Here is a 24,786-nt window from a genome sequence, read left to right on the forward strand (position 1 = left end):
ACGCTATGGCGATGGTATCGCGGCTGATGAACCTGTTCCGGCGGTCGCGGCTGGATCGCGAGATTGCCGAAGAGCTCGGTGCGCATATCGAGATGCGGATCGAGGACAACATCGCGCACGGAATGTCGCCAGAGCAGGCGCGGCGCGAGGCGCAGATGCGCTTTGGCAATGCGACGGTGATGCGCGAGAAGGTGGCTGCGGTGGATGCGAGCCTGGCGCTCGAGAACATGGCGCGCGATGCGCGGTTTGCGCTGCGGCGGCTGCGGAAATCGCCGGGGTTTGCGGTGACAGTGCTGCTGACACTGGCGATCGGGATTGGCGCGAATGCGGCGGTGTTCAGCGTGTTGAACAGCGTGCTGCTGCGGCCGCTGCCTTATCCGCATTCGGACAGGTTAATTGCGTTGTGGCTGGATGCGCCGGGGGCGGGAGGGCTGTCGAACTTCCAAAACGGGCTGCAGCTTTCGCCGTCAATGTATCTGACATTTTCGCGACGCAACCAGAGCTTTCATGCAATGGGCGTGTGGTATTCCCGCAATGCAAGCGTGACGGGGCTGGCGCAGCCGGAAGAAGTGCATTCGACGCTGGTGAGCGGAGGAGTGCTTGAGGCGCTGAGCGTGCCTGCTATTGCGGGACGGTGGTTCAACTCGGCGGACCAGGACCCGAATGGAGCCAAGACAGCGATGCTGGGGTACGGCTACTGGCAGCGGCGATTTGGAGGTGACCGCAGCGCGGTGGGACGCAGCATCCAGGTGGACGGGATCACGCGCGAGATTGTGGGCGTGATGCCGCGTGGGTTCCGCGTGATGGATGAGGATTTCGATGTAATGCTGCCGCTGGCGTTCGATCCGCAGCACCAGAAGCTGGCGCCGTTCGGCTACAGCGGCCTGGCGCGGCTGAAAGATGGAGTTTCGATCGAACGGGCGGATGCGGACATTTCGCGGCTGATCGGCGTGTGGATGGATTCATGGTCGAACGGGCCGGGAACGAATCCGCACTACTACCAGCGGTGGCACATCACGCCGAAATTCAAGAGGCTGAAGGACCAGGTGATTGGCAATGTTAGCGGCGTGCTCTGGATCGTGATGGCAACGGTGGGCCTGGTGATGCTGATTGCGTGCACGAATGTCGCGAATCTGCTGCTGGTGCGTGCAGAGAGCCGGCAACAGGAGCTGACGGTGCGTGCGGCGCTTGGTGCGAGCCGGGCGCGGATTGCGCGCGAACTGCTGGTGGAGAGTGTGCTGCTGGGCATGCTGGGCGGCCTGGTGGGCGTAGGCGTGGCTTATGCGGGGTTGCGGCTGCTGGTGTCGATCGGGCCGTCGAATCTGCCGCGGTTATCTGAGATTTCATTCGATGCGCGGTCTTTGCTGTTCACGCTGGCTTTGTCGGTGTTAGCGGGCCTGTTGTTCGGGTCGATTCCGGCATGGCGGTATGCGCGGGCGAAGGCGGCATTGAGTTCCGGATCGCGCACGGCGAGCGTGAGCCGTACACGGCAGCGGACGCGCAATGCGCTGGTGGTGGCGCAAGTGGCCATGGCGCTGGTGCTGCTGGTGAGCGCGCTGCTGATGATTCGCACCTTCGCGGCCCTGCGCAATGTAGAGCCGGGATTCACAGGCGCGGCGCATCTGGAGACGATGCGGATTGCGATTCCTGAGACGATGATCAGCGACGAGAAGACGGTGCTTGAGACCGAGCAGCAGATCGCGGACAAGATCGCCGCGGTGCCGGGCGTGAAGCAAGTGAGCTTCGCCGTGACCGCACCAATGGAGGATTTCGATGCCAACTGGGACACACTGAGCGTCGAAGGCAAGAACTACGAGGGCGGCGAGCCTCCGCTGCGGATGTTCAACTACGTCGCCCCGGGCTTCTTCTCGACGATGGGTACGCGGATTGTGGCGGGGCGTGACTTTACGTGGCCCGATCTTTACGGAATGCGGCCGATGGTCTTGGTGTCAGAAAACTTCGCGCGCGAGAACTGGGGCTCCGCGACGAATGCGATCGGCAAGCGGGTGCGGCAGTTTACGAAGATGCCGTGGCAGGAAGTCATCGGAGTGGTGGAAGACGTTCGCGTGCACGGCGTGGATGAGAAGGCGCCTGCGCTCATCTACTGGGGCACGCTGATTGAAGACCCTTACAAGCCGCAGCCGCAGCCAAGTGCGGCGCGCGCGGTGCGGTATATGATTCGCAGCGATCGCGCGGGCACAGAAGCGCTGTTGAGCCAGGTTCAGCAGGCGGTGTGGAGCGTGAACGCGAATCTTCCGGTAGCTTCGCCGGGGACGATGCAGGAGATCTACAGCCAGTCGATGGCGCGCACATCGTTCACGCTGGTGATGCTGGCGATTGCGGGATCGATGGCGCTGTTGCTGGGCGTGATTGGGATCTACGGCGTGATTTCGTATGCAGTGTCGCAGCGGACGCGCGAGATCGGAATACGGCTGGCGCTGGGGGCGCAGAAGAGTGAACTGCGCTGGATGTTCGTGCGGTTTGCGCTGACGGTGACGGGGCTTGGTGTGGCCCTTGGTCTTGTGGCCGCTGCGGGCTTGACAAAGCTGATGAGTTCGCTGCTGTTCGGCGTGAGTCCGCGAGATCCGGTGACATTCATAACAGTTCCGCTGCTGCTGCTTGCGGCGGCGGCAGTTGCGAGTTATTTGCCGGCGTGGCACGCTTCCGCCGTGAATCCAGTGGAAGCGCTGAGAGCGGAGTAAGAAAGACAGGGAATAGGGAGTAGGGAACAGAAGGCAAGGGGGGAGCATGGGCGTGTTGCGGCGTATTACAAATCTGTTTCGGCGTGAGCGGCTGGATGGGGAGATTGCCGAGGAGCTGCGAGCGCACATCGACCTGCGCATTGAGGACAACCTTGCGCGAGGAATGACGCCGGAAGACGCACGGCGCGAGGCGCTGGTGCGCTTTGGCAACACCGCGTCGACGCGCGAGCGGGTGATGGGCGAAGACGCTGCGCTGAGTGTCGACTCATGGTGGGCCGACATGCGCTATGCGCTGCGCAAGCTGGCGAATTCGCCGGGGTTCACGATTACCGCGATCTTCACGCTTGCCGTGGGCATCGGCGTGAACACGGCGATTTTCAGCAGCATGGATGCGGTGGTTCTGCGGCCTCTGGCTGTGCCCGCGATGGATCGCGTGGTGACCGCCGTGGAGCAGGACAATAGCGGCAATCAACGGGTGGCGCTCGCCGATTATGAAGACTGGGCGCGGGACAGCCGGGCCTTTGAAGAGCTTTCAGTACGCACGGAGAAATCGGTGAACCTGACGGGCGCGGGCGATGCGGCGCAGATTGAAGCATCGCTGGCGACGGCAAACTTCTTCAGCGCGCTGCGGGTGGAACCGGTGCTGGGGAGGCTGTATGTGGAGAGCGAGGCGCAGCCTGGGCGCGACGCGGTGGCGGTGCTGAATTACGGCTTCTGGACGCGGCGGTTTGCGAGCGATCCGGCGGTGCTGGGGCGGCGGATCGAGCTGGATGGACGCGGTTACACGGTGATTGGGGTTCTGCCGAAGTCGGTGCAATATCCGTCGACGGCGGATGTGTTTCTGCCGCTGGCGCCGACGCCGCAGCAGCTCCAGGACCGCAAGAACCACAACTATTTCGTGATGGGGCGGCTGCGCGATGGCGTGACGGTGCGGCAGGCGCAGGCGGAGATGCGGACGATCGCGGATCGCATTGCGCGGGCTTATCCGGCCACCAACAACGGCATGACGGCGCATGTGGAGCCGCTGCTGGATGGGATCAACGACGAGTACACGCCGATGTACTACCGGCTGATTATGGGCGCGACACTGTTTGTGCTTCTGGTGGTGTGCGCCAACATTGCGAATTTACAGATTGCGCGGGGTATCGACCGCCGGCCGGAGATTGCGATGCGCCGGGCACTGGGAGCGAGCCGCTGGAGGATCATCCAGCAACTGCTGATTGAGAATCTGCTGCTGGGCCTGGCGGGAGCCGCGGGCGGGGTGGTGATCGGCCAAATCGATTTGAAGGTGATGAACGCGTTCATGCCGGAGAGGGTGGCGCGTTACATGGCGGGTTGGACCAATATCCATTTCAGCGCGCGCACATTCTTCTTCTCGGTGGGACTGGCGGTGCTGGCAGGAGTGATGTCGGGAATGGCTCCGGCACTGGAAGCGATTCGGGTGAATCCCGCCCAGGAGATTCGGGCGGGTTCGCGATCGGCGATCGGATCGAAGCGCAATCGCCGGTTGCGTAGCGTGTTTGCCGTGGCGCAGATTTCGCTGGCGGTGGCGCTGGTGATTGGGGCAGCGCTGATCTCGAAGGGCATGCGGTCGATGCTGCACTCGGCGGACGAGTATGAGCCGAACCGTGTACTGACATTTGATGTGGCGCTTCCGGCAGCACGTTATGGCACCCCGCGGCTCAGGGCTGCCTATTATGCGCAGGCTCTGGAGAGACTGCGCGGATTGCCGGGCGTGAAGTGGGCGGAGGTGACGAACACGCTGCCCTACTCGGACTACGGGTGGGTGAGGGATGTGGAGATCGAGAACCGCCCAACGATGCCGGGCAAGTTCCAGACCGGTTTGTATCTGCCGGTGAGCGAGGGGTATTTCGCGGCCCTGCGGATCGGAGTTCTGCAGGGCCGTGGATTTACGCCCCACGATACGCTGGATACGGTTCCGGTGGCAGTGGTGAGCCAGCGATTTGTTGCGCAGTATTTTCCGAACCAAAGTCCGCTAGGCCATCGAATCCGTCTGGACGGGCAAAACAGCACCGAACCTTGGCTAACCATTGTGGGGGTCGTGCAGGAGACGAGTTACTCGCTGTGGGATTCAACTCCGCACGCAGTTGTGTATCTGAACACATCGCAGGCGGCTCCGGCAGGCACCGAGTTCGCAATTTTTGCCGAGGGGCATGATGCGCTGCCCCTGGCGCCGGCCGTGCGGCAGACGCTGTCTTCCGTTGATCCGGCATTGCCGCTGAACGGGGTGCAGAGTTACTGGCAATACATGCATGAGAGGCTGACCGGGCTGATGTATGCGTCGGCTATGTTGGGCATCGACGGGCTGATTGCGCTTTTGCTGGCGGCCATTGGGATATTTGGAGCGATGGCGAACCTGGTGGGGGAGCGAACTCGGGAAATCGGCGTGCGGCTGGCTCTGGGCGCGAGCCGGGAGGACGTCCTGCGGATGATCCTGCGGCGTGCTTCCTGGCTGGCGGGAAGCGGGCTTGGGCTGGGCTTGGTGTTGGCCTTTTGGCTGGCAAAGGTGCTGGCCAACCTGCTGCGCGGAGTGAGCCCGCACGATGCCGTGGTTTTCACGTCGATCACGGTTGTGATTGCCGCGGTGGCGCTGGTGGCAAGTTGGCTACCGGCACGGCGCGCGGCGAAGGTCGATCCGATGGAAGCACTGCGCTCAGAGTAAGAAAGACAGGGACCAGGGACCAGGGAAAAGGTAGCAAAAGCAGGCAGAGAGGGATCGAGGACTATGAGTGCGTTGCGGCGAATTACGAATCTGTTCCGGCGGTCGCGGCTGGATGGCGAAATTGCCGAGGAACTGAGGGTTCACGTCGAGATGCGCATTGAGGACGATCTTGTGCGTGGGATGACGCCTGAGGAGGCACGGCGCGAGGCGCTGGTGCGGTTCGGGAATCCTGCGGTGATGCGCGAGCGTGTGGCGGCAGAGGATGCGAACCTCGGACTCGAATCGATGGCGCGCGATGTGCGCTACGCGGCGCGGCAGCTACGGCGGTCGCCAGGGTTTGCGCTTAGCGCGATGCTGGTCCTGGCGTTGGGAATAGGTGCGGTGACGGCGATCTTCAGCGCGGTGAATCCGATACTGTTCGAGCCGCTGCCGTATCCGCATGGATCGCGGATCGTGACGGTGTGGGACACGTACAAAGGGGATCGTGTCGAGGCGACCTATGGAACGTATCGTGAATTGGCGGCGCGCAGCAGGGCGTTCGATCAACTCGCGGCATTCGAGCCATGGCAGCCGGTGATGACCGGTGAGCAAACTCCGGAGCGGCTGGAGGGGCAGAGTGTAAGCGCGGGGTTTTTTGAGGTGCTCGGAATCCGGCCGGCGTTGGGTCGAGATTTTCAGTTGAGCGACGACACGTTCCGTGCACCGCGCGTGGTAATCGTTACGGACCGGTTCTGGCGGCAAAGGCTAAGCGGTGATGCGGGAGTGATCGGCCGTACAGTGCGGCTGGATGACGATGTCTACAGCGTGATCGGCGTGATGCCGCGAGACTTTGAGGATGTGCTGGCCGCGGGTGCCGATGTGTTCACGCCTCTAGCGTACGATCCGGCGAAGCTGGCGGACGTGACCAGCAATGCGTGGGGACATCATATGCGCATTGCGGGGCGACTGCGCGAAGGCGTGGGCCTGGATGAGGTGCGGCGTGATCTCGGGCAAATTGCAGCGAATCCGCAAGCGGAATATCCGCGGCCGCGGTGGGCCTCACTGCAGGCGGGGTTGATTGTGGATTCGCTGCAGGCAGATGTGGTCCGCAACGTGAAGCCTGCACTGCTGGCGGTGCTGGGGGCAGTGGCGCTGCTGCTGGCGATTGCGTGCGTGAACGTGACGAGCCTGCTGCTGGCGCGCGGAGCAATGCGGCAGGGTGAGTTTGCGATGCGTACTGCGCTGGGCGCGTCGCGAGGCAGGCTGATTCGACAGTCGATCACGGAAACACTGTTGCTGGCCATTGCAGGCGGAGCGCTCGGGGTGGCGATCGCGGCCGCCGGTATAAGAATGCTGGTTGCACTCAGCCCGCCGGGGCTGCCGCGGGTGGATGCCATTGCGCTGAACGGTCCCGCGCTGTTGTTCGCGTTTCTATTGACGGCTGCCGTGGGGTTGGCCGCGGGAGTGATGCCGGCGTTGCAGGCACCTCGGGCGAAGGTGAAAACGGCGCTTCACCACGAAGGCCGGACGAGCACGCGGAATCGCCAAACCGCCAGACGTGTGCTCGTGGTGAGCGAGGTCGCGCTGGCTCTGATGCTGCTGGTGGGTGCGGGGCTGTTGTTGCGCAGCATGCAGCGGCTGCTGGCGGTAGAGCCAGGGTTCAATGCGGATCATCTGCTCACGCTGCAGGTACAGACTGCGGGGCACAAGTTCGACGAGGCAGCGGCTGCTCCAGGCCAAGGGGATGCGGCGCGGCGCAGATTTTTCGAGCAGGCTCTGGAGCAGGTTCGCAAAGTGCCGGGCGTGACGCAGGCAGGTTTCACGAGCGTGCTGCCGCTGAGTGGGGATCCATATTGGATGACGGTGTACGGATCGGTTTTCGAGAACGAAGACGCGAGGAGCGGGCACAACGTGTACCGCTACGCGGTAAGCCCCGGCTACGCGGAGACGATGCGCATGCCGCTGCTGAGAGGGCGGCTGCTGGACGAGCGCGATACGGCGAAGGCGCCGTTTGCCGCGCTCATTTCGGAGTCGCTGGCGAAGAAGGAGTTTCCGCATGGAGACGCCTTGGGGACGCGACTGCACGTGGGACCAACGAACTATCCGTGGTTCACGGTGGTGGGCGTGGTGGGGGATGTGCGGCAGGCCTCGCTGGCGCTGACAGATACCGACGCGGTGTACGTGCCCGAGACGCAGACCTGGTTCGCCGACGACACCCTGTCGTTCGTGATTCGGACGCGCGGCGATGCGGCCGCACTTGCTCCTTTAGTGCGGAACGCGATCTGGAGCGTGGACAAGGATCAGCCGGTGCTGAGGGTGGCCACGATGAATACGCTGCTGGAGCGGTCCGTGGCCGAGCGCCGATTTGTACTCATCCTGTTTGAGGCCTTCAGCCTGGTGGCGCTTGTGCTGGCGGCAACGGGAATCTACGGCATTCTGGCCAACAGCGTAGCAGAGCGGACGCGGGAGATCGGCGTGCGGGCCGCGCTGGGTGCCTCGCGCGGCAATCTGCTGGCGCTGGTGATGCGGCAGGGGTTGGTCCTGGTGCTGGCAGGCGTAGCGCTCGGACTGGCTGGGTCGCTGGCCGCGACAAGGGCGCTTACGTCGCTGCTGTTTGGCGTGTCGCATCTGGATCCGCTGACGTATGCAGGGGTGCTGGTGGTGCTGCTGTGTGTGGCGGCAGCGGCCTGCCTGGTTCCTGCTCGGCGGGCGGCGATGCTGGATCCGATGCAGGCGCTGCGGAGCGAATAGCGGCCAAGGGCGTCCGATCTATCCAAAGCCCAGCGGGCGCGTCCAATGGGAGTCGGCAGAACTGCGGTTTTTCGGGTCGTGCCCGCGCCGGATACAATAGGTCCAAGCTGCCATATTTCCCGGCGTACGGCCATTTCTGTGTTTTTGGAGCAGGTGCACGTGAGAAGTATTCTTTGCCGCCTGGCGCGGCTCTCGAGGTTTGCTGCGGTGGGCGCCGCTGCGGGCGCAATGATGCTGCCCGCCTTCGCCCAGGCGCAGCAGGCCACCCAAACCAGCCTTTCCGCGGAGACGCGCGATGTGAACGGCCGGACTCAGGCCACGCTTTCCGTTGCGGTTGTGGGCGATGACGGCCAGCCGGCTTCGGGCGCCGTTGTTATACAGGATGGCAGAAAGCAGCTTGCAGGCGCCGCGCTTGACGCAGAAGGCAAGGCTCAGATTGCGGTTGGGCTGCTGCCGGGCGGCCATGATCTGCGAGCGGTGTTCGCGGGTGACAGCCAGCATCAGGCTTCGAGTTCCGAAATTTCTGCCGTCAGCGCCGCTGCCAGCGCGACGCCGAACTTCACCATTTCAGTGAATCCGGCCTCGCTTTCGCTGACACCGGGTCAGTCCGGGACGGTGACGGCGTCGTTGAAGCCCGTCAACGCGAGTTCGCTGAGCGCGCCGATGTTTGTAACGCTCTCCTGCTCGGGATTACCGGATCAATCTTCCTGCTCCTTTACACCAGAGAACGTGGAGATCCTGCCCAACGCAACAGCGGCGATCAACAGCAGCATGCTGATCACCACGGCGCAGGGAACCGGTAGCCTGGCGAAGCCGGCAATCAAGCCGGACAGCAATCCTGTGAGCTGGGCGGTTCTGCTGCCGGGGGCGCTGGGATTCGCGGGGCTCACTTTCGCTGTGCGGCGCCGGCGTTGGATGAGCCGGATGTCAGTGATTGCATTCATCGGGCTGGTGACGACGCTGGGAATGACCGCCTGCGCACCGCGCTACAACTACTACAACCACGGCCCGCCCCATAATCGGCCCACGCCCAGCGGTTCTTACACGCTGAAGGTGACGGCGCAGTCGAGCAACGGCGTCGCTGCGACAACGAACTACGCTACTCTGGCGCTGACCGTTAAGTAAGCACGATCCATGCTGCGCTGGCATGATGTTCCCGCGGGGGTCTACTCGATAGTTGAGCAGACCCCCGCAGCCGTTTTGCTGGAAACTGCACCTAGCAGGAGCAGTTCTTCAGGGTCTTCGCGGTTTTCGCGTCTGTTTCTGCACCCATCAGATATCCTGGCTCCGCGGAGTGCGGCGGAGGTACGTGCGTGCTTGCAGCAGATTGAGCTAGCTGTGTCGCGGGGACAATTCGTCGCTGGATTCATGACCTACGAATGCGGCGGATGTTTCGAGCCCAACGCGGCCGTTCGCAGCCCAGGAGAAGATCGGCCGCTCGTCTGGTTCGGCATCTACGACAAATGCCATACCTGGGATCATGAGGCGGGTGCGTTCGTAGATCAGGCGCCGCCCGGGCTGATGCCTGCTGCGGGCGAAGCGACGGCCTGCGACATCGGAGGGCTGGAGTTTGCCATGGCCGAGGCGGAATACGCCGAGCGCATCGAGGCCATCCACGAACTCATTCGCGCTGGGGACGTCTACCAGCTCAATTTCACATTTCCGCTGCGGTTCGACGCGCCGGAACGGATTGATGCGCTGTACGCAGCGCTGCGGCAGCGCCAGCCCGTGGAGTATGGCGCTTTCGTTCATTGGGCTCGCGGGCGATATGTCCTGAGCTATTCGCCCGAGCTGTTCTTCCGCATCGATCGGGATGGTGCGCGCCGGCGGATTGTCACACGGCCGATGAAGGGCACGGTTCGGCGTGGCCGGACGACAGCGGAGGATCGCGAAGCTGCGGAGTGGTTGCGCAACGATGCAAAGAATCGCAGCGAAAACGTGATGATTGTCGATCTGCTGCGCAACGACCTGGGGCGGCTGTGCGAGTTCGGAAGCGTGAAGGCCAGCGATCTGTTCGCGGCGGAGCGGCATCCGACGCTGTGGCAGATGACGTCGACGGTATCGGGCTTGCTGCGCGAGGATGTTTCGTTCGAGGAGATACTCCGGTCGCTGTTTCCTTCGGGATCGGTGACGGGAGCGCCGAAGATTCGCGCGATGCAGCTGCTGTCGGAACTGGAAGGCGAGGCGCGCGGAGTTTACACGGGCATGATCGGGTTCTTCTCGCAGGATGAGTCCGTAGCGAGCGTAGCGATCCGCACGCTGGAGGTGAACGGGCGCCATGCCACGATGGGCGTTGGAAGCGGCATCGTGATTGATTCGGTTGCGGCGGAGGAGTATCGCGAGTGCCAGCTCAAATCGCGATTCCTCACCGAGCCCATGCCGAATTTTGAACTGATTGAGACCATGTTGTGGCAGGGCGGGTATCCGCTGCTGGAACTGCATCTCGATCGGATCGAAGACTCAGCGGATTATTTCGATTTCCGATTCGACCGGGCTACGATTTTGGAGCGGCTGCTTGCGGTGGGCGCGACCATTCCCGATGCGGCACCACATAAGGTGCGGTTGCTGCTGTCAAAGGATGGGAGTGTGACGATCTCATCGGAGCCGCTGGAAGGGGCAGTTGCTGCGCCTCTGCGCGTCTGCATTGCGCCGGAGAGGACCGATGCAGCCGACCGGTTCTACTTCCATAAGACGACGAATCGGGCGCTGTACATGCGGACGCTGATTGCCGCCCATCAGGCTGGGTTCGATGATGCACTGTTCCTGAATCGCGATGGGCAGGTGACGGAGAGTGCGGTGGGGAACGTCTTTGTGGAGAAGGACAGGATGCTGTTTACACCACCGGTGTCATGCGGCCTGCTTGCGGGGGTCTACCGGCGGCACCTGTTGAAGACGCGGAGAGATGTGAAAGAGCGAGTTCTCTATCCGGAAGACTTGAAGGCCGCGGATCGCGTCTATCTTTCAAACGCGGTTCGCGGCCTTCGATTGGTTGAGATTGACTGGGATTTCCGGCTGCTTTAGCAGCGGCGCCGGTATGCCCTAGAACGAGTACGACAGGCTGGTGATGACGGTGTAGTCGGCGAAAGCTGCATCGCCGTGGATGCCGTTGGCGATATCGGTCACGCTCTTCTTGCGGTTGCGCTCCATCGCCCACGGGCCGCTGGCGTTGAACATGTAGCGGCCGCGCGAGTATATGAGGCCAGGCTCGAAGGAGATGACATAGCCGGGCCGGCGGAAGCCGTTGCTGGAACCGAACGCATCGCGCACAGGCACGCCTTCCATGCGGCCGCCCGCGCTCAGAGCCAAGCCGCGCAGGAGCTTTACGCCGGTGACCGGCCGCGAGAAGCCGCCGCGCCACAGGTACTGGTCGGTAGCCGAGATCACCTGCTCGCCGGGCTGCTTGCGATATGTCAGCACCCCGGTGGTGTCCTGCGGACTGAAGAGCCAGGAGCCGGTGAAGTAACCCGTGAACCGCCAGTAGAGCGGGTGATAGGCCTCGGTGCCAAGCGCGAAGCCCCAGGTGCCGTCGCCGGGCTGGATGGACTCGTCGAACGGACGGATCTGAGTGCCGCCGCCGGCGATATGCGTGGTGCCTTTGGCGTCGTTGATACCGGTGGGGAGCTTTAGCTGTGCGGAGAGCGAGACGTTGCCGCCATTCTCTGTCGGGGGACGGAAGATCCACGTGTGAACGCCAGCTGTGATGTCGCCGATGCCGCCGGAGTGGTAATAGTTGGTGTCGGTGGCCTGTCCGTGGCGCGAGGCCGTCATGCCAGGAATGCTGGCGATGACGCTGAGGCGCGGCGTGATCTGGTAATTGAGATCGAGCTCAAACAGGTTCACGTGGTTTACGACTGCGTTGTGCAGAGCCTGTCGCTGCTCCTGGTAGTCGGTTCCGACGTAGTGGCGGTAGGAGTTGTAGAAGCGGTAGCCCGTTGTGATGGTGAGCCCATGGAAGAGACCAGTGCCACCGGAGTGGCGGGCGTTGGCCTGGATGCCGGGATCCAGTCCGGAGATGATGGGCTGCGGGGAGTGTGCAGCAACGCATCCCTGGGCGTGGGCCGTAGAGCGGGCGCCGAGCAGAGACACGAGTAGCGCGGCGGAGACAGCCGCCGGCTGGAGGATTCTTTTCATTTGAACTGTTCTCCTGGAGGGAAGTCAGGTGGCCTCGTGCAATCCGCGTCTGGCCGGTCGAACAGTCAGCGGCGGACAATGCTGACGAAGTTAACAGTTCGGTGATCGAGCAGTCGTGGGCAGAGCGATGGAGTTCGGTATCCATCTTTCGGTTGGCGAAATAAAGGCGGCTGGTCCGCTATAGTCGGGAAACGATGCAACGGCTTCCCCGTTTCATAGCTGTGCTAAGCGTGTGCGTTTGCCTGGGCCTGCCCGCATTCGCCAAGCGCGCTCCCGATCCGGGATTCAAGACGCTGGATGGGCAGTCGCGGAAGTTGTCGGCGCTGCGTGGTCAGATTGTGGTGGTGAACTTCTGGGCGACATGGTGCGGTCCCTGCCAGGAGGAACTGCCGCGGCTTGCGCAGATCGCATCGAGTTATGAAGGCAAGCCGGTGAAGTTCGTGACCATCTCAATTGATGCCCAAAAGGACAGGGCAAAAATCCCCGGCGTGCTGGAGCGGCTGAAGGTGCCGGCCGACAGCTGGGTGGGCGGCGATACCGACATGCTGGCCGATTTCGGACTGGACAACATCGTGCCGGGGACAGCCGTACTGGATGAGCATGGCGAGGTGATTGCCCGCATCATGGGTGAGGCGCGCGAGGCTGATGTGCGCACGGCGGTGGACTGGCTGCTGGGCGGCAGGACCGGGCCGGTGCCGGCTTCGTTAACAAAGCGCTATTGAGCTGCTCTCGACTGGCCGCGTGGATTCTCCGCTGACCTTCCGCTCCATCAAAGTGCCATCGGGCGTCCACGTGCCCACCGTAAAATCGAGGTGGAAGGAATTCGGCATTCATGAAGATACCTCTGCTCGATTTGAAGGCTCAGTACGCCACGATCCGCGATGAAGTGATGCAGGCAGTTAGCGAAGTTCTGGAATCGCAGGTGTGCATCCTCGGCCCCAAAGTCGAAGAGCTCGAAAAGAAGGTGGCCGCGCTCAGCGCCTGCAAGTACGCGGTCGGCATGTCGAGCGGCACCGATGCGTTGCTGGCTGCATTGATGGCGCTCAATATTGGTACCGGCGACGAGGTGATCACGACTCCGTTCACCTTCTTTGCCACAGCGGGCTGCGTGGCGCGCGTAGGCGCGACACCGGTCTTCGTAGACATCGATCCCGGGACTTTCAATATCAATCCGGCGCTGATTGAGGCGGCGATTACGCCGCAGACCAAGGCGATTATCCCGGTGCACCTGTTCGGGCAGATGTGCGACATGGATCCGATCATGGAGATCGCCAACCGACACAACATTCCGGTGATCGAAGACGCCGCGCAGGCGATTTCCGCGACGTACAAAGGGCGCAGGGCCGGCAGCATCGGCGCGATCGGTTGCTTCAGCTTCTTCCCCTCGAAGAACCTGGGCGGCGCGGGCGATGGTGGCATGTGCGTGACCAACGACGCGGTGCTGCACGAGCAACTGCTGCTGATGCGTTCGCATGGATCGAAGCCGAAGTACTATCACAAGGTCGTGGGCGGCAACTTCCGGCTCGATCCGCTGCAGGCCGCGGTACTGCTGGTGAAGCTGCCGCACCTGGATGAGTGGTCGGCTGCGCGCCGCCGCAATGCTGCGCTGTATGACGAGGCGTTTGCGGGATCGCCGGTGGTGACGCCGCACATAAGCCCGGACTGCGTGAGCATCTTCAACCAGTATTCGATTCGCGTGCAAAACCGCGATGCTGTGCGCAAGGCGCTGACCGATGCGAATGTGGGCACCGAGATTTACTATCCGGTTCCGATGCATCTGCAGGAGTGTTTTGCAGGCAAACATCGTGCGGTGGGATCGCTGGCGCAGTCGGAGAAGGCGGCGAACGAAGTGCTGGCGCTTCCCATCTATCCCGAGCTGACTGCGGAGCAGATCGCCTTTGCGGCACAGACGGTCAAAGATGCTGTGCGGCAGGCACAGCCGGTATAGCTATGGCGACGTTCATTGCGTTGTTGCGGGCAGTTAATGTGGGCGGCTATGGAAAGCTGTCGATGGCGGAACTGCGCAAGCTGCTTGCGGGGCTCGGCTATGAGCACGTCGAAACCTACATCCAGAGCGGCAACGCGGTCTTCGATGCGAAGGGATCGGCAGCGAAGGTGGCGCGCGATTTGGCTGCGGCTCTTGAGGAACACACTGGCGCTCCCGTCGGCGTGCTGATTCGCACGCCGGAGGAACTCGACGCGATCATCGCGGGGAATCCGTTTGCCGCGGAGGCTGCGGCCGACGGAGCGAAGGTGCATGTGGGATTCCTCAGCCAGGCCGCTCCGGCAAGCGCGGCGGCTGGGTTGCAGCGCATCGTGGATCAGTATCCGAATAGGCGCGATCAATTTCATATCGATGGGAAGACACTGTACCTGCATCTGCCGGATGGCGCGGCGGAGACGAAGTTCACGGGGAAGGCGTTGGAGAAGGCACTCGGTGGCGCGGGCACGGCGAGGAATTGGAACACGGTTCTGAAGCTGCGGGAGATCGCGGCGAAGTCAGGGCTGAAGCCCTGACCTAACCTGGATGCATTTCCATGGTGAACGTGCGAAGGCCCTCCGGATGTCCGGAGGGCCTTCAGTTTGTACTGCTGATCCATCCCGTGCCTATGGAGTCTTGCGCGGACTTGGATCTTCACTGCCTGAGGCAATGAACTTGTTGTTACGCGGTTACGGTGCGCTTGGGGTGTGATCCCACGAAACCATAAAACGCGATGTAGAAGTAGCAGATGGCCGGGATGATCAGGGCCTCGTGGATGCTTCCGGTCTTGTCGGCCATGTAGCCGATGAGCGGAGGAACGATGGCGCCGCCGACAACCGCGGTCATGATCAGGCCCGAGCCCTTGCTGGTCATGGGGCCGAGGCCCGCGATGCCGAGCGCGAAGATGTTCGGGAACATGATGGAGTTGAAGAATCCGCAGATCACGACGGCGTAGATAGCGGTCTGACCCTGGGTGGCCATGGAGACGAAGACGAATACGGTGGCCAGAACGCCGAAGATGCCGAGCAGCTTGCCGGCCTTGACCTTAGTAAGCATCCAGGAGCCGAGCAGACGGCCGATCAGCGCGCCACCCCAGTAGAGGGAGACGAGGAAGGATGCCTTGCTCAGGCTGTCAACGCCCAGGTTCTTGAAGTAGTTGGGACTGATGGAGGCGAGTCCGACTTCGACGCCAACATAAAGGAAGATGCCGAGCGCGGCGAGCACGGTGTGCCGGTAGCTCCAGATGCTGCGGTTGAGGACGGCATCATTTTCTTTACCGGGGCGGAACTCCTGCGTCTGCGTGATCTGCGGCAGGTGCATGAACATGACGGCGAGGCCGAGAATGAGCAGTCCGCCGGCGATGGCGATATAGGGCCCGCGCACCGTGTTGGCCACTTCCGCCTGAGTCTGCATGTGGGCTGGGTCGGTGAGGATGTAGGCGCCGGCGACGAGCGGAGCGATGGTGCCGCCGACCGAGTTGAGTGCCTGGGCCAGGGTGAGGCGGGCAGGCGCGGAGTGCTCAGGGCCGAGGATAGCAACGTATGGATTGGCGGCGGTCTGCAGGGCAGTTACACCCGCACCAACGACGAACACGGCGGTGAGAAACAGCGGGAAACTGACCATTTTGGCCGCGGGAACGAACAGCAGGCAACCCACCACCTGGATGAACAGCGACACCACCATCGTCTTCTTGTAGCCGATGGACTGGATGAGCATGGAGGTTGGCGTTGCGAAGACAAAGTAGGCAAGGAAGAAGGCCGACTCCGCCAGCATGGCCCAGGCATACGGCAACGTGAAGACATTCCGCAGATGCGGGACCAGCGCCATGTTCAGGTTGGTGATGAACCCGAAGATCAGGAACAGGATGGCGACCGTAATGAACGGGCCTACGTAATTGGGCGCGGAGGGTGCTGTCGCGGTGGGTGGTGTGGATCGTGTTGCCATGGGAGGTTTTTCCCTCGATTCTCCTGAAAGTCCGCCCCGGTAAGAGCGTGGTGCAGTTTGGACCGCGCGGCACACACGACTGGTTGCAAGGCGCACTCCGATTCGCCTGTGCCGGGGCCCTGAATTTTCGCTGCAACAACACTATACGGGAAAGCGGGGATTCGTACAGGGACAGGGAACACAGACCGTGGGGCAGGGACAGAGGGACAGAGGGACAGAGGGACAAAGGGACAGAGGGACATGGGGGACATAGGGACATGGGGGACAAAGGGCAGAGGGGGACAAAGGCTCCGAGCTTGGGCGAAGTGACGGCCCGTCCATGGTCTGATGGCGGCTTGGTGCCTTGCTCGCTGCTTTTCAGCTATCCTCAACGGTGACAAGGAGAACAATTCAACGATGCCCACAGCCAAGGAATCCCTGAGCGGAGCCCGCCTCCAAAAAGTCCTGGACGCGTTGGAGGAAAATTGGCAGGCGGAGATGGTGGGCTGCTACACCTACCGGGCCCTGGCTGACCGCGATACCGATGCGGTGCGCGCCCACGTGCTGCGCCACCTGGCCAGCGCCGAAGAGGAGCATGCGGCGTTGTGGGCCAGCCGTATCAAGGAGTTAGGCGGGCCGGAGCCGGTGTACACGGGCAATCCGCATGGCGAGGCCGACACCCTGCAGAATCGCGCCGGCGGCGTACGCATGGCGCTAAGACGGCTGGAAATCGAAGAGAGCCGGCACATCGCGAACTATGGAAAGCAGCTCAAGGATCTGGGCGACGAAGCGTCAATCGAGATCCTGAACCACGTGATTGAGGACGAGCGCGACCACCATCGCGAGCTCGGGTCGCTGTTGCGTGGACACTATGCGCCGTCGCCGAGCGCGCCGAAGGTCAATCCCAAGGAAGTGCTGGACGAGTTGCTGGCCAAACGGAACGAGGGCCGCAAGCAGGCTGGGAGCTGGATTGGGGACGCGATTTACGGCGTGAATGACGGGCTGGGGGCGATCTTCGGAATCGTGTCAGGTGTATCGGGCGCGACGGCAGGCGACAGCAAATATGTGCTGCTGGCGGGACTCTCGGGCATGATCGCCTCGGCGCTGTCGATGGGGTCGGGCGCGTATCTTGCCGCCAAGAGCGAAAGGGAGATCTTCGACGCGGAGATTGCGCGGGAGCGGGATGCGATCAAGATGAATCCCGCAGAGGCGCGGGAGCTGCTGTCGCTCTACTACCAGGTGAAGGGGCTGCCGGAGGATGACGCGTTCCACGTAGTGGATCACATCGCGCGCGATCCGGAACAGATGCTGCGTGCGCTATCGAGCGAGCGCCTGGGTGCGACGGAAGAGGCGCTGTCGAACCCGATGGTGTCGGCGAGTTCGGGCGCGCTGTCGACCGCGGTGGGTGCGGCCATTCCGATCATTCCGTTCTTCTTCATGAGCGGGATCTCGGCGGTGATTGCGGCCGCGATCGTGTCGCTGCTGGCTCACTTTGCGGTGGGCGCAGCGAAGAGCCTCATTACGGTAAGGTCGTGGTGGTCATCGGGCATGGAGATGACCATTGTGGGCGCCATTGAGGGCGCGGTCACGTACGGCATCGGTATTCTGCTGGGCAGCAGCGGGTTGTAGTTCTCACGCCGGCGAGTCAGCGTGCGAGTACTTGCTTCCACACCGGTGCCGCACATATGGTGTTCAGCGTTAGGAACGATCGACGGAGAACACATGAAAGCGCGGCAAGGAGTCACCAGGAGAGAACTGCTGCAGGCCGGGGCGGTTCTGGCGGCGGGAGTTGTGTGCGGGCCTTCGCGGCTCGCAGACGCCGATCAGCACGAGACGTGGAGCATTGGCAATGCGCTGATCCGGCGCGACGTGGCCTACGCGCCCGGAGTGGGTCTCTACACGACCCAGATCGCGGATCTTGCGGCGGGGACGAATCTGCTCGGGGCAGTTTCCGATGCGCGCGCGCTGGCCGCCGAGTTCTCGCTAATTTGTGATGGGCAGGAGTGCCGCAGCAACGGTGGCGTGTTCCAACTGGTGGACACCCGCGAAGACTCTGGCGAGGGTAAACGAACGAGGGCGGTGAGGCTGCGTCACATCAAGCTGCCGCTTGAGGTGCGTGCGGTCTACAGCGTGTATGACGGCCATGCCGCGATCCGCAAGCACCTGGTGCTGAAGAATACCGGGACCGCTCCTTTGAAGATCACACACCTGCAGATCGATAATCTGGCGTTTGCGCTTGGGCCCGAGAACGAGATGACCCTGCTGGCGCAGTACGGAGCTGTGCCGCGCGAAATCTTCTATACGGGTCGCTCAGAGGATGCGGGGCTGATGCTGGCGAATGGCCGCACCGGAGCCGGAGTGACCGTTCTGAACGAGGCGCCAGGATACATGAAGCGCACCGAGGTCGCTGGCTGGGATGCGCCGGATAGCGTACGCGTGAGCGCCATGTATGACACGGACCTGATGCCGTTTGAGCGGAGGCTGGCGCCCGGTGAGGAACTGACGACTGCGAGTGCGTCGCTGATTCCGTTCCGGAGAGGCGACGCGTTCAACGATCCGCGATGGCGCGTGCCGGGTTACACGGCCGCGGTGCTGGAACGGCGCGTGGACCAGGGCGGGCCTCCGTGGATTTACAACACATGGGAGCCGTTCGAGCGCGGCATCAATCAGCAGATCTCGATGGACCTGATAGAAGCCGCCGGGGCGATGGGCATGGATGTGTTTACCATTGACGATGGATGGCAGCAGGAGTACGGAGATAACGCGGTGAACCTGGCCGCATTTCCGGGCGGGCTTGATCCCATTCTGAAGGCGGTTGAGTCGCGCGGCATGAGGCTGGGGTTGTGGATACCACCGGCCGCGATCGGGATGACGACGGAAGTGTACAAGGCGCATCCGGAGTGGGCCTCCCGCGACATCGACGGGAATGTAAAGACCACCGGGACAATGGCAGGGCAGAAGGTGGTGATGTGCATGGCGTCGCGCTTCTGCATGTCGGCGGCAGAGCGCATCAACGACGCCATCGAGCGGTTCAGGCTCGCGTATGCGAAGCTCGACCTGACTACGATCTTCAATGCGTATGGGGAAGCGCCGGGCTGCTGGGCCAAGGGGCACGACCACGCGGACTGGGCGGAGTCGCTGCACCGGATTTATGAAGGCATTCGGGAGATGACGTCGGCTGTGTATGCCAAGCACCCGGATGTGCTGCTGGATCTGACATTCGAGCTGTGGGGGCAGAAGCACATTATCGATGCGGGCTTGCTGGCGGCCGGCGATCTGGACTGGATGAGCAATGTGGATGACCGGCATCCTGACGCGGCGGGGCCGCTTCAGGCGCGGCAACTGCTCTATGCACGGGCTGCGTCGATGCCCGTTGAGGCGATGCTGATCGGAAACATGCATGCCGAGTTGCCGACCATCCAGGAGAGCTTCGCCACAGCCATCGGTTCGGCGCCGCTGCTGCTGGGCGATCTGCGCAAGCTGAGCGCGGCGGATCGGGCGTGGTACGGGGAGAAGATTCGCTGGTTCAAGGAGCTACGCAAATCCGTAAAGCTGAGCGACAGCTTCTTTCCGCTGGGAAGCTGGCGGCAGACTTCTCCGGCAGCGTGGGATGGTTTTGCGCGTCTGGCGCGCAGCGGCGAGGGGGTCGTGGCGGTGTTCCGGAATAAGTCGGGCGTGGCAGGTGCGCGAGTGGAACTGCCGTTGATTCCGGAAGGGCGGTATCGTGTGCGAGTCGTGATCAGCGGGAAGGTGCTGGGCACGTTTGATCGCTCGGCGTGGGCACGCGGGGTTGACGTGCCCTTCGCGGGGCCAGCAGAGGTGCTGGAGATGAAGCGGGCGTGAGCACGCCTCCTTCGATTTCGTGGCGCTGATGTGGGCTAATGCGCCAGGTGGATCAGACCCCAGACCACCAGCGCTAGAAGAATCAGCGGCCAGGCTCGCAGGAGCACGAAGACGATTCCCGGGAAGATGGCCGCTGTGGCGATCGAGAAAAATCCCGGCTTGCCAACGCCGGACGGGTTCGCGAGTTGGGGCGTCCAGTTGGACTCCTCGGGCCAGTTGACTACGCCAAGTATGTTTTTGACCGCAGGACTCTGCAGGTACTCGCGCGTTTTCACGCGGCCCATCCAGTAGTCGTGCTGGCGATACTTCTTGCGGAAGAAGCCAACGAAGGCGGCGAGGCCGGCGCCGGCGAGTTCCTTCTCGGATGCAATCACGGCGGCGATCTTCATCTTGTCGCGGTTTTCAAGATGGGCGGCTGCTTCCAGGGTGGCGAGCGCGGCGATGTACGCCTCGGCAGCCTGCTGGCCACGTTTGTCTGAAACGCCCTGATATTGCGCGCTGTATTGCTGCCGAAGGCGGGAGAGGCGCTGCGGCATAGCATTGGCCATCAGGAGCTTGTTCAGACCGAATGCAGCCGTCGAGAGTGCCGAGACATCCACGTCCGGATCTCCCCCAATAATCAGGTCGGCCAGCTGGAAGGCACGCTGATCGAGCAGCGTGATTTTGCGGTTCATCTCTTCGGCGGTGATCCAGTCATGGAAAGCCGCCTGGCGCAAATACACGTTCACCAGATGTCTGATCTCCGCCAGGATAGATAGCTTCTTGAGGTGGATGTCTTCCGCAGTGGACTTGACCGAGTGCGGCGAGACGAAGACGTAAAGCCGATCGTCGCTGTCACAATGCGCCGCGGGATCCCTCTTCGCGCGTTCCGCGACCGCTGCATCGACCAGATTCTTGGCTATGCCCAGAGGCTGATTCTGGAGAACGCCGCCGTCGCAGTGGACGAACGAGGAGGGGTCCTCTCGCTTGCCCCAGTCGAGATAACAGACGCCCGGCTCCGGCTCGAGAGGCATCTTCGGAGCGATCGGTGTGTCGTATTCTGCGGGGGAGTGCGGAATGGGCTGGGCCCTGAATGCAGCGGGAAAGGCTCCAGAGGCTACGGCGGCGTGGCAAAAGGCCTGCCAGCTTTTCTCGTCCGTGGTTTTGTCGCCGGTAATAGTGAAGAGCTTCTGGTCGCCTGAGGTGGTGTAGTTGAAGCTGTCCTTGGTGCTGCCCGTGAACGGGATCATGTAGTCGATGCCGTTCATGTTGGTGAGGGCGAAGCCGACGCGCAGAGGCAGGGGCTCGCCATTTACCGTTTCGACCGCGGGGTGCCGGCCGCTCTTGGGATTCTTCATGGAATCGACCAGCATGGTCTTGCCGATGGACTGGATGAGATTGGAGGAGAAGAGCGAGTGCCACTTGGGCTCCGCAGGCATCCATACGAGGCCCTTCAGGCTGATCTTGTTGACCCACGCTTCGTACATGGAGTTGGTGGGGGCGTTCTGGCCCGGTGTGTCTTCAAGGGCATCGGCGTCGTACATCAGGCGCTGCGCCACCATGGCGGCAGTCATGGCGCCGGCGGAGGCTCCGGTGAGGACGTCGATGTAGATCTTGCGGCTCTCGTCGATCCCTGGTTGTTCGTTGTGAGTTCGAATGGCGCGGAGAAGTTCATAGAGGACGCCGCCCTCGTAACTGCCCAGTGATACTGCGCCTGCGATCGTGATAGCAACATGCTTGGCCATGGTCTTACCTCCGGCCGGAATTGGTGAAGACACCGGGAATCTCAGACATTGCGGATCAAGGGAACGAAAAACTGCATTGGCGACGGACTTCGTCCGGCGCTCTGTTTTGCTCGATGAGGATGCGAGGGGATTCTAGCTTGGGAGAGGGGCAATGCGCCGGGAAAATTCTCCGGCGGTGCGGTTTATTTCTTGGCTGACGAGGCGATGGCCTGTGCAGCTTTGCGGCCGAGACGGATGCAGTCCGGGATGCCGATGCCGTCGTAGGCGTTTCCGACCAGGTGGAGCCCCGGAATGGCGGCCACGCGCCCGTTGATGCGGGTCATGCGGTCCTTGTGTCCCACGGCGTACTGCGCCATGGCGCGGCGCCAGCGATTGACCTGCGCAAACTCTGGTTCGATGTGAAGGCCGATGACACGGGAGCCCAGGATCTCGCTCAGCTCGCGGCGTACCGTGGCGATCAGGACATTGTCGGGCTCGGCCATAAGCGCCTCGTTGCGCATGCCGCCGAGGAACGCGCGGAGCACGGCTCTTCCGGGGGCGGTGCGGCCGAGGAACTTGCGGTGCGCAAAGGTGCAGGCCAGCATGGCGCGGCCCGAACTGGCCGGGACCAGGAAGCCGAATCCTTCCGGTAGCGTGCCGATCTTCGCCTCGTCGTAGACGAGATTGAGCGTGATGGACGACGAGTAGGGAATGCCGGCGAGTTCGTTGGCCAGTTCCGCATCGACTGTTGAGAGCATCGCGGACGCAGCCCAGGCCGGAGAGGCGACAATCACGGCGTCGTAGACGCTGGTTTCGCCTGCAGCCGTGATCTGCCAGCCGGCAGCCGTGCGCTCGATGGAATCGACTGCGGTACTGAGGCGGATGGCGAGAGGGTCGAGCTTGGCCACGATGGCTTCGACAAGCTGCTGCAAGCCGCCGCGAAGGCCGGTGAAGATGGAGCGCGGGCCAGTGGGCTGAGCGCCAACGGATTTGAGCCGGTCAGGGGCGGGTGGTGCCCCGGGTGCAGGCGCGCCGGCGGATTTCGCTCTCGCGGCCATGGCGGCCCTCATCTTTTTGTGTGCGGCCAGCATGCCGCGACTCAGGGAGCCATACTCGGCTTCCATTTCAACCAGGCGCGGCAGGACGGTGCGGGCGCTTAGCTGGGTGGCGTCGCCGCCATAGATACCTGAAAGCAGTGGGTCGGCGAGACGGTCTACCGCCTCTTTGCCGAAATGGCGCTCGACCAATGCGGCTACGGATTCGTCTTCGGTGCTGGGGCGTGGCGGATGAAGCAGCTCAAGGCCCATGCGGATTTTGGTGGCAATTGAGAACAGAGGCGAGAGGGCCGTGGGCACAAGCTTGGTGGGCACCAGGAACATGAGGCCGTCGGGTAGGCCGACGAGCCGGTTTTTCACCACGATCCAGGTCTTGCGATCGGCGTCGTTAGAGGGGATCAGGTCGCCACCGATGCCCAGCTCGCGACATAGCTCCGCGGCTGCGGGCTTCTCGGTCAGAAATGAGTCGGGTCCGCGCTCGAGGACTGAGCCTTCGTAGAGATCGGTTGCCAGCGATCCACCGAGGCGCTCGCGCGACTCGAACAGCGTGTACTCAATGTTGGGATTTACGGCGCGCGCTTTCTCAAGCTCGTAAGCAGCCGCAAGGCCTGCAATGCCGCCGCCGATGATCGCCGTTCGCATACGTTTCTCTAGATAGCTTAATCCGGTGGTTTCAGTCGCTTTGCCGGAGGTTACCGCGCTGCCCATGGTGTGCTCCTGGCTTGAGCCTACGCGGTGAGGGGCCGGCAGGGGTGTGATTTAAGTCACCTGCGGCCCCGATCCAAGCTGAACTTTCTGCGTGCCTACCGCAGCGACATCCAAATGATCACGTTGAGGCCGATCATCAGGACGGAGAACGCGGGGAGCACCAGCAGCGCCTTACGGATGCGCAGCGGGTCCGGCCCGGCGATGGCGCCGATGATGCGCGAGCTGACTGCGAGACCGGCCCAGCCGCAAGTGATGACGAAGCCTAGAGCCGTTCCGGTCATCTGCGGGAAGGCGGTGCCGGTGATGGCTAGAGTGGTGGGAAATACCGGGGCCATGGCGACTCCGGCGACGAAGACCAGAGCGGCGGCTGCGCCGGGCTTGGTGGTCTGCAGCATCAGGAAAGTCGTGATCGCCATGGCGACGGAGGCGATGAGGAGCACCACGACCGGGGACACGCTCTTGAATACGGGCGAGACGGCAACGCGGCCGACCAGCAAGCCGAGGGCGAATCCAAGCGAGAGAATGTTCAGCGCCTTCGACTCGGGGATGCCCTGCGCGATTAGATGGCGGGCCAGCCAGTTCCACACGCCTACTTCACAAGAGATGTAGAGGAACAGGAACAGGCCCAGGAGGTAGAGCATGGGGCGGCCGAGCAGCGGTCCTGCCTGGGTGAAGAGCGATCCTGTGCCGCCGGCGGGAGCGGGCATGGGGACGGCGATCTGGTAGACCGCGACCACGACCGTGAGCACCGCGATGGTGTAGCAGAGGCGGACCCAGTTGCGGTTGAACAGGTTGGCGGAGATGAACGGCGTGAGCAGGCCGCCAAGTCCGAAGAAGAGATTGACGAGATTGAGCGCGGTGGCGCGGTGGTCGGCACTGACGGCCGAGGCGAGGGCGTTGGCGCCGGTGACTACGATGCCGCCGCCGATGCCGAGCAGAAACATGAGGAACACGATCGAGCCGTATCCGCCCGAACGCGGCAGGCCGAAGAGCGCGATGGCAATGAACGCGAGACCGAGCAGGAGGCCGATCTTGTCCCCCTGCGTGTCGAGCAGCGGGCCTACGGCGAGCGAGGCGATCATGAGCCCGATGGCCTGGGCCGTGGCGATGGTACCGTTCTGCGCGGGCGAGAGCCTGAAGCGGTCAGACAGGTCGGGCAGGATGGTCCCCAGCATGGCGGCAATCATGCCGTAGACAAAGATGGCGAGGATGGAGGCGAAGATCAACACTGCGGCGGTGTCCTTTCGAGCGAGCGGGCATGCACGCGAAGTGGCCCGTCGGGGTGTTCTCTGGATCGCAAGCATTGTAACGTTTGGCGCGGAGGGCT

Annotated in this window: 15 protein-coding genes; 10 read left to right on the forward strand and 5 right to left on the reverse strand. The window is 62.8% G+C overall.

The genetic code is table 11. The annotated features are described in order from the left end of the window. The first annotated feature begins 5 nt into the window (after positions 1–5). The 5 genes from MOP44_RS08180 (at position 6) to pabB (ending at position 11,136) form a co-directional block, all read left to right on the forward strand. Positions 6–2,702 carry an ABC transporter permease gene (locus MOP44_RS08180; RefSeq protein WP_260795528.1) on the forward strand — a complete coding sequence of 899 codons (2,697 nt, stop codon included), beginning with the start codon at positions 6–8 and terminating at the stop codon, positions 2,700–2,702. A 55-nt stretch (positions 2,703–2,757) separates the two neighbouring features. Further along, positions 2,758–5,385, forward strand: a complete 2,628-nt coding sequence (locus MOP44_RS08185) for an ABC transporter permease (RefSeq protein WP_260795529.1) — start codon at positions 2,758–2,760, stop codon at positions 5,383–5,385. A 63-nt stretch (positions 5,386–5,448) separates the two neighbouring features. Continuing rightward, on the forward strand, positions 5,449–8,115 hold the full coding sequence (locus MOP44_RS08190; protein ID WP_260795531.1) for an ABC transporter permease: 2,667 nt from the start codon (positions 5,449–5,451) through the stop codon (positions 8,113–8,115). A 159-nt stretch (positions 8,116–8,274) separates the two neighbouring features. Continuing rightward, complete coding sequence (locus MOP44_RS08195) at positions 8,275–9,240, forward strand: Ig-like domain-containing protein (RefSeq protein WP_260795532.1); 966 nt, start codon at positions 8,275–8,277, stop codon at positions 9,238–9,240. Positions 9,241–9,432: 192 nt separating this feature from the next. Further along, positions 9,433–11,136, forward strand: coding sequence for an aminodeoxychorismate synthase component I (pabB, locus tag MOP44_RS08200; protein WP_260795534.1), 1,704 nt, complete (start codon positions 9,433–9,435; stop codon positions 11,134–11,136). 18 nt (positions 11,137–11,154) lie between these two features. Here the strand turns inward: pabB and MOP44_RS08205 are convergent, their stop codons facing one another. After that, positions 11,155–12,246 carry a hypothetical protein gene (locus MOP44_RS08205; protein ID WP_260795535.1) on the reverse strand — a complete coding sequence of 364 codons (1,092 nt, stop codon included), beginning with the start codon at positions 12,244–12,246 and terminating at the stop codon, positions 11,155–11,157. Between the two features lie 194 nt (positions 12,247–12,440). Between MOP44_RS08205 and MOP44_RS08210 the strand changes: the two genes are divergently transcribed. The 3 genes from MOP44_RS08210 (at position 12,441) to MOP44_RS08220 (ending at position 14,763) form a co-directional block, all read left to right on the forward strand. After that, positions 12,441–12,968, forward strand: coding sequence for a TlpA family protein disulfide reductase (locus MOP44_RS08210; RefSeq protein ID WP_260795536.1), 528 nt, complete (start codon positions 12,441–12,443; stop codon positions 12,966–12,968). 110 nt (positions 12,969–13,078) lie between these two features. Then, positions 13,079–14,194 (forward strand): DegT/DnrJ/EryC1/StrS family aminotransferase, encoded by a 1,116-nt coding sequence (locus tag MOP44_RS08215; protein ID WP_260795537.1) that lies wholly within the window; start codon positions 13,079–13,081, stop codon positions 14,192–14,194. A 2-nt stretch (positions 14,195–14,196) separates the two neighbouring features. Further along, complete coding sequence (locus MOP44_RS08220) at positions 14,197–14,763, forward strand: DUF1697 domain-containing protein (RefSeq protein WP_260795538.1); 567 nt, start codon at positions 14,197–14,199, stop codon at positions 14,761–14,763. A 145-nt stretch (positions 14,764–14,908) separates the two neighbouring features. Here MOP44_RS08220 and MOP44_RS08225 read toward each other — a convergent pair whose 3' ends face one another. Next, positions 14,909–16,171, reverse strand: a complete 1,263-nt coding sequence (locus tag MOP44_RS08225; protein WP_260795539.1) for a sugar MFS transporter — start codon at positions 16,169–16,171, stop codon at positions 14,909–14,911. Between the two features lie 396 nt (positions 16,172–16,567). On the opposite strand from MOP44_RS08225, the gene MOP44_RS08230 reads away from it, so the two are divergent. Together MOP44_RS08230 and MOP44_RS08235 are read left to right on the forward strand one after the other, a co-directional pair. Next, positions 16,568–17,779, forward strand: a complete 1,212-nt coding sequence (locus MOP44_RS08230) for a VIT1/CCC1 transporter family protein (RefSeq protein WP_260795540.1) — start codon at positions 16,568–16,570, stop codon at positions 17,777–17,779. Positions 17,780–17,872: 93 nt separating this feature from the next. Further along, complete coding sequence (locus MOP44_RS08235) at positions 17,873–19,993, forward strand: alpha-galactosidase (RefSeq protein WP_260795541.1); 2,121 nt, start codon at positions 17,873–17,875, stop codon at positions 19,991–19,993. 35 nt (positions 19,994–20,028) lie between these two features. On the opposite strand, the gene MOP44_RS08240 is transcribed toward MOP44_RS08235, so the two are convergent. The 3 genes from MOP44_RS08240 to MOP44_RS08250 form a co-directional block, all read right to left on the reverse strand. Further along, the gene (locus MOP44_RS08240) at positions 20,029–21,717 is read right to left on the reverse strand and encodes a patatin-like phospholipase family protein (RefSeq protein ID WP_260795542.1); all 1,689 of its coding nucleotides are present in this window, start codon (positions 21,715–21,717) and stop codon (positions 20,029–20,031) included. Positions 21,718–21,899: 182 nt separating this feature from the next. After that, positions 21,900–23,459, reverse strand: coding sequence for a protoporphyrinogen oxidase (gene hemG, locus MOP44_RS08245; protein WP_260795544.1), 1,560 nt, complete (start codon positions 23,457–23,459; stop codon positions 21,900–21,902). A gap of 95 nt (positions 23,460–23,554) precedes the next feature. Beyond that, the gene (locus tag MOP44_RS08250; RefSeq protein ID WP_260795546.1) at positions 23,555–24,688 is read right to left on the reverse strand and encodes an MFS transporter; all 1,134 of its coding nucleotides are present in this window, start codon (positions 24,686–24,688) and stop codon (positions 23,555–23,557) included. Between the last annotated feature and the right edge of the window lie 98 nt (positions 24,689–24,786).

Origin of the sequence: Occallatibacter riparius, assembly GCF_025264625.1 — a bacterium.
Lineage (GTDB): Bacteria > Acidobacteriota > Terriglobia > Terriglobales > Acidobacteriaceae > Telmatobacter > Telmatobacter riparius.

What these genes read in the sequence shown, in the direction of transcription:
- MOP44_RS08180 (WP_260795528.1), top strand. Translation starts at nt 6, where the DNA reads ATGGCGATGGTATCGCGGCTGATGAACCTGTTCCGGCGGTCGCGGCTG.
- MOP44_RS08190 (WP_260795531.1), top strand. Translation starts at nt 5,449, where the DNA reads ATGAGTGCGTTGCGGCGAATTACGAATCTGTTCCGGCGGTCGCGGCTG.
- MOP44_RS08205 (WP_260795535.1), bottom strand. Translation starts at nt 12,246, where the DNA reads ATGAAAAGAATCCTCCAGCCGGCGGCTGTCTCCGCCGCGCTACTCGTG.
- MOP44_RS08210 (WP_260795536.1), top strand. Translation starts at nt 12,441, where the DNA reads ATGCAACGGCTTCCCCGTTTCATAGCTGTGCTAAGCGTGTGCGTTTGC.
- MOP44_RS08215 (WP_260795537.1), top strand. Translation starts at nt 13,079, where the DNA reads ATGAAGATACCTCTGCTCGATTTGAAGGCTCAGTACGCCACGATCCGC.
- MOP44_RS08220 (WP_260795538.1), top strand. Translation starts at nt 14,197, where the DNA reads ATGGCGACGTTCATTGCGTTGTTGCGGGCAGTTAATGTGGGCGGCTAT.
- MOP44_RS08225 (WP_260795539.1), bottom strand. Translation starts at nt 16,171, where the DNA reads ATGGCAACACGATCCACACCACCCACCGCGACAGCACCCTCCGCGCCC.
- MOP44_RS08230 (WP_260795540.1), top strand. Translation starts at nt 16,568, where the DNA reads ATGCCCACAGCCAAGGAATCCCTGAGCGGAGCCCGCCTCCAAAAAGTC.
- MOP44_RS08235 (WP_260795541.1), top strand. Translation starts at nt 17,873, where the DNA reads ATGAAAGCGCGGCAAGGAGTCACCAGGAGAGAACTGCTGCAGGCCGGG.
- MOP44_RS08240 (WP_260795542.1), bottom strand. Translation starts at nt 21,717, where the DNA reads ATGGCCAAGCATGTTGCTATCACGATCGCAGGCGCAGTATCACTGGGC.
- hemG (WP_260795544.1), bottom strand. Translation starts at nt 23,459, where the DNA reads ATGGGCAGCGCGGTAACCTCCGGCAAAGCGACTGAAACCACCGGATTA.